The organism is Microcystis sp. M165S2, from assembly GCF_020245885.1.
In the GTDB taxonomy this organism is placed as follows: Bacteria; Cyanobacteriota; Cyanobacteriia; order Cyanobacteriales; family Microcystaceae; genus Microcystis.
Genome location: NZ_JADBTZ010000216.1, coordinates 1 through 5,546, shown reverse-complemented (window position 1 = coordinate 5,546; position 5,546 = coordinate 1). Strand labels below are relative to the sequence as shown.

4 protein-coding genes are annotated in these 5,546 nt (G+C 45.1%); 2 read left to right on the top strand and 2 right to left on the bottom strand.

Translation table 11 applies throughout. From position 1 onward, the window contains the following. Positions 1 to 252, top strand: a 252-nt coding sequence (locus tag IM479_RS11135) for a zinc ribbon domain-containing protein (RefSeq protein ID WP_287699410.1), incomplete at its 5' end; no start/stop codon positions are given. Positions 253 to 787: 535 nt separating this feature from the next. After that, positions 788 to 1,789 (top strand): phosphoribulokinase, encoded by a 1,002-nt coding sequence (locus IM479_RS11130; RefSeq protein ID WP_287687044.1) that lies wholly within the window; start codon positions 788 to 790, stop codon positions 1,787 to 1,789. A 51-nt stretch (positions 1,790 to 1,840) separates the two neighbouring features. On the opposite strand, the gene IM479_RS11125 is transcribed toward IM479_RS11130, so the two are convergent. Next, entirely contained in the window at positions 1,841 to 2,554 is a 714-nt protein-coding gene (locus IM479_RS11125) for a response regulator (protein ID WP_287687045.1), read from the bottom strand. 1,096 nt (positions 2,555 to 3,650) lie between these two features. Further along, a complete protein-coding gene (gene mtnA / locus IM479_RS11120; protein ID WP_287687047.1) occupies positions 3,651 to 4,712 on the bottom strand; it encodes an S-methyl-5-thioribose-1-phosphate isomerase in 1,062 nt (353 codons plus the stop codon). Positions 4,713 to 5,546: the final 834 nt, after the last annotated feature.

Sequence of the window (5,546 nt, the reverse complement as noted above, 5' to 3'; positions counted from 1 at the left end):
TTGGCGTTTCCTAGTTCTAAGCGGTGTAGTAATTGCGGGTATATTGCTGAGAAAATGCCGTTAAATGTTCGAGAATGGGACTGTCCAGACTGTGGGACACACCATGACCGAGATATTAACGCTAGTAAAAATATTTTGGCCGCAGGACTTGCGGTGTCAGTCCGGTTCGCGACCATAAGACCAGAACAGAGTAAATCTGTTAAGGCAGCTGCGGAACCCCGCAAGGGAAAGAAGCAGAAACCTAAATCGTGAGGTTTGGGAATCACCGTCCGTTTACGGCGGTGAGGATGTCAATCTAGCGTGAGGCTCTTGCCGAACCTGTCAGCAGCAGAAATTTGTGGCGGCGGGGTACTGCTGGCTCCAGAGTCTGGTTTAACTTAGTGTCAGCAGAAGTCCCGAAGCGCTTAGTGCGATGGGATGAATGCTGACCAAGAATAGATAGCGAAGCAGGATATAATAAAAAACATTGGTCGCGTTCGACAAAAGCTCACGCCGAAGTCTGACCAACCTGACTGACTAAGAGGCCGCGGAACTCGCATAAAGTATGTACTCGGCAGATTCAGGGAGGCCCAGAGCATCGCTGTCTCGGAAATAAGAGGACATAGTGAGTAGGACGTACAGCCATACTCCTTGGGACACAGGGAGTCTGCCTGTGGACGCTGAGTAAGACCAACGCTAGGCAACTGGTAGCGGCATTGGCGGATGAAGCAGGAAGCCCTCGCGCTTAGTGCGATGGGTATGTCACATACTATGGGTTAACAATTAGTTGTGTATTTAGAGGGAAACTATGGCCAATAAGCCAGAGCGCGTGGTTCTAATCGGTGTAGCTGGGGACTCCGGTTGTGGGAAGTCTACTTTTTTACGTCGTTTGACGGATTTATTCGGGGCCGAGTTTATGACAGTGATCTGTTTAGATGACTACCATTGTCTCGATCGCAAACAGAGAAAAGAGGTGGGTGTCACCGCACTCAATCCGAAAGCGAATAACTTTGACCTGATGTACGAGCAGATTAAAGCTCTCAAGGAAGGTCAAGCCATTAATAAACCTATTTATAATCATGAAACGGGAATGATCGATCCCCCCGAAATCATCGAACCGAATAAGGTAATCGTGATCGAGGGACTGCACCCCTTATATGATGAACGAGTCCGGGCCCTATTAGATTTCAGCGTTTATCTCGATATTAGCGATGAAGTCAAAGTTAACTGGAAAATTCAACGGGATATGGCCGAGCGCGGTCACACCTATGATGATGTGATGGCGGCTATTAATTCTAGAAAACCGGATTTCAGTGCCTATATCGATCCCCAAAGAGAGTACGCTGACGTGGTGATTCAAGTGCTGCCCACCCAATTACTTGAAGATCACGAAAGTAAGTTACTACGGGTCCGTTTAATCCAGAAAGAAGGGGTAGAAAACTTTGAACCCGCTTATCTGTTTGATGAAGGTTCCACCATCGATTGGCGGCCCTGTGGTCGTAAATTGACCTGCGCTTATCCCGGTATTAAACTCTACTATGGTCCAGATGGCTTCTTGGGGAATGAAGTGTCGATTCTGGAACTAGATGGTCAATTCGATAACCTCGAAGAAATGATCTACATCGAAAGCCATTTGAGTAAAACCGGTACTAAATACTACGGTGAAATGACCGAATTACTGCTCAAACACAAGGATTATCCCGGTTCTACCAATGGTACGGGTTTATTCCAAGTGTTAGTCGGTCTCAAAATGCGTGAAACCTACGAAAAACTAATGGCCGCTGAATCAAAAGTGGCAGCCCAAGTCTAGTTTCTAGTTTTGACCGAGCCGGCATCCTACCCTGGTAGGATGCCGTTTTTTTTAATCCACTAATCCCGATCGCAGGGCCAGCACTGCCGCTTGAGTCCGATCATCCACAGAGAGTTTATTTAAGACATTGCGGACATGGGTTTTCACCGTGCCGATGGTGATATAGAGTCGCTCGGCAATCTCGGCATTACTGCAACCCGCAACAATCAGATCGAGAATTTCTAGCTCTCGTGCCGTTAGGGGGGCATTTTCCAATAATTGGCGACATTCTGGGTCAAGGCCGCGAATTATCACTGTTTTGGTCTCGGCAGCCGCACCGACGGGAACATTTTGGCGCACTTGTTGCAGAATAATATTGGCGATCGCAGGATCGATCCAGGGATTGCCTTCGTGGGTGGAATGAATCGCCTCGATTAACTTATCAATGCTAATATCCTTCATACAGTAGGAATCAGCCCCAGCAGTAAAAGCCGCTAAAACCAGTTCTTGGGTTTTGTGCATGGTTAGCATGAGGATTTTCGTGGCCAGGGGGTCTTCGCCCCGATTTTGTTTGAAGCGTCGTACTAACTCGATCCCATCGATCATGGGCAAACCTATATCGATGATCGCCACATCGGGTTTAGTCTCCTCTAGCAATTTCAGTCCCTGTAATCCACTGGTAGCTTCTCCCACCACTTGAATATTCTCTCGATGCTGGAGAGCCACCACTAAGCACATGCGCGTTAGATCGTGATCTTCTATAACGATAACCCGCACATTATCCATGTTTTTCCCCAGTGTTACCGAATTAGGTGATGATTTGATAATTTTGGATTTTAGATTTAGGTGATGATTTGATAATTTTGGATTTTAGATTTTGGATTATTAGACCCCCCCAAACATTGACTTCACTCCGTTCCCCCTTCCTTGAATTGGCCCTTTTCTTGTCTTCATTCAGCAATCTACTTTTTCCAGTCGATTTTATTTCTACTTACTAAAAGCAGAGCTTACCAAGATACTTAACCTCCCTTTTCTTATCTTCATTTTTCTAGTCGATTTTATTTCTACTTACTAAAAGCAGAGCTTGCCAAGATACTTAACTTCCCCTAAAATCTACTCAAATATACCCGCAATTTTCTCCTTTAATTATTCTATTATAATATCATGCAAATCTCGATTAGGCAAGGAGGGGGGATTTGGCTCTTATGGTTTCTGTGTGGAAACGAGACTTATACTGATAGTTTCTACAACAAAATAGTCCTAAAAGTCTTTCCCAGTAAATATTTCACGATTTCATAGGCAAAAATTATTACACAAAGTCGAGAAGAGCCATATATTATATTTAACAAGAATACATCTTTGATCTGCTTGGATTTTCATATTTGATTTTTATAGAATAGAACCAAGCTCTGGTTTAATTAATTTTCTTAGCCTATATCAACAAAAAAAATTAATCTAAAACTAATAAACAATCTATTTTTTCTTGATTGAAGTAATCAATAATTAGGGTTTGCTGAAAAAGTTTTTCCTGGGGGCAGGGTGTGGGGTGTGGGGTGTGGGGTTTTACCGATTTTGAGGGGGTCAATTACCTAATTTTCAGGGAAAAAGTCCCTCAATTTTCCCCCCGACCACTGCAAGGGCTGGCACTTTTTGAGGGGAAAAAAGTCTAAAAGCCTTTTCCAATAAAGGTTGTAGCTTCTTTCAGCAAACCCTAGATAGTTTCTCAAAATTACTCTAGTCCTTTAGTTTATGGATAGAGGTAGTTTTTGTCTATTTGCAGCCCTTGGCCGTCACCTCCAATTTGATTGAGGCGGAATTTTTCCCCACTGTGCCAATCGATATAAACGATAAAAATGGTATCAGTAGGGAAAAAGCTTACCCTCTAGGAATCCTGTAAAAAAATTAATTCAGCTGGTGTTACCGCTCCTTTTTCCGTAATGATAGCGGTGATTAAAGCGGCGGGAGTAACATCGAAGGCGGGGTTATAAAAGTTAACATCTCTAGGGCAAAGGGTAGTTGTCCCCACCTGATAAATTTCGGCACGATCGCGCTGTTCGATCGGTATCCCCGTACCATCCTTAAGGGAAAAATCCACCGTCGATAGAGGCGCAGCCACATAAAAAGGCAGATTATGAGCTTTTGCCACCACCGCAAGGGAATAGGTGCCAATTTTGTTGGCCGTGTCCCCATTGGCCGCAATGCGATCGGCCCCAACAATCACCGCATCGATCAGTTTTTGCTGCATACAGTGGGCCGCCATGCTATCGGTGATCACGGTGACGGGAATTCCCTCCCGCAGACATTCCCAGGCGGTTAATTTTGCCCCTTGCAGCCGCGGCCGGGTTTCGTCTGCATACACTTGTATTAATCTCCCTGCCGTCCAAGCGGAACGAATTACCCCTAAAGCAGTACCATAACCGGCCGTGGCTAGGGAACCAGTATTACAGTGGGTTAAAATTGTCAGTTTTTCTGGTTGCTCCGGCAGCGCCAATAAACCATGATGACCGATCGCCCGACAGGTTTCCACGTCTTCTTTTTGGATATTTTGGGCAGTTTCAAGGAGACTTTTGGTAATCACTGCCACTTCTGGTCCACTTTCCTTGGCCACTTTTAACATTCGCTCGAGCGCCCAGAATAAATTCACCGCCGTCGGCCGGGTTTGGGCTAATCGATCGGCTATTCTAGTTAAATCAGCCAGAAATTCCTCTTTCTGGTCAGTTTTAATTTCCTGCGCTCCTAAAACCATACCATAGGCAGCCGCCACCCCGATCGCTGGAGCGCCGCGGACAATCATCGTTTCGATCGCCCGGGCCATGGCTTCACTGCTGGTGATCTCAACTTCCCCATACTCCATGGGTAAACGGGTTTGATCGATCAGCCAAACTTTGTTATCTTGCCAACGCACGGGATAGATCGAGTTACTCTCGCAAGTGGTTGTGGTCATAAACATTTTTAGATTGAGAATTAGCCAAATTTACCACTATAGCATCCGGCTTTCTCCACAGCTTATAACTAGGGTTTGCTGAAAAAGCTTTTCGGTGGGGGTTGGGGGTTGGGGGTTGGGGGTTGGGGGTTGGGGGTTGGGGGTTGGGGGTTGGGGGTTGGGGGTTGGGGGTTGGGGGTTGGGGGTTGGGGGTTGGGGTTTTACCGATTTTCAGGTGGCCAATTACCTAATTTTCAGGGAAAAAGTACCTCAATTTTCCCCCTGATCACTCCCATGCCTGGTACTTTTTGATTGACAAAAAGTCTAAAGATATTATCCAACAAGGTTTTTAGATTTATTCAGCAAGCCCTAGCTAGAGACACGATGAAGTAATTCAAGTCAAGTAGAAAGTTTACTCATGGCCTAAAAAATCGTGATTAGAAACTAAACAAAGGTGATGAAACGGTGAAAAATTATCATTACTTAACCGAGAAAATTTCTTCAAAGTAACTGTTGATTGAGTAAGGATGCTGTAACTATTTTTATCTCTTGATCGCTTTTGCTTGTCCATCTACAGAGATTTAGCAATAGTTTTTGTCTAAGAGATTTTTCCTAGAAGCATAACAGTTTTGAGGAGTCGATATGTAGGGTCGATATTTGCTCTGTCTTTGGGATGACTTTTGCTGGTCTTCTGCCGAGATTGACAGAAGAGAGTTGACACTCCCGTCGCGCTCATGCGAGGGATTCTTGGTTCACTGACTCAAGTTGTCTTGACAGGTATTGCTACCAACCAAAATAGAGCTTAAATCTCCCCAAGCGTTTAGGTCTGATGACCAACTTCCGATATGCCCTATC

Coding starts and splice junctions, on each gene's coding strand:
- IM479_RS11130 (WP_287687044.1), top strand. CDS start 788: ATGGCCAATAAGCCAGAGCGCGTGGTTCTAATCGGTGTAGCTGGGGAC.
- IM479_RS11125 (WP_287687045.1), bottom strand. CDS start 2,554: ATGGATAATGTGCGGGTTATCGTTATAGAAGATCACGATCTAACGCGC.
- mtnA (WP_287687047.1), bottom strand. CDS start 4,712: ATGACCACAACCACTTGCGAGAGTAACTCGATCTATCCCGTGCGTTGG.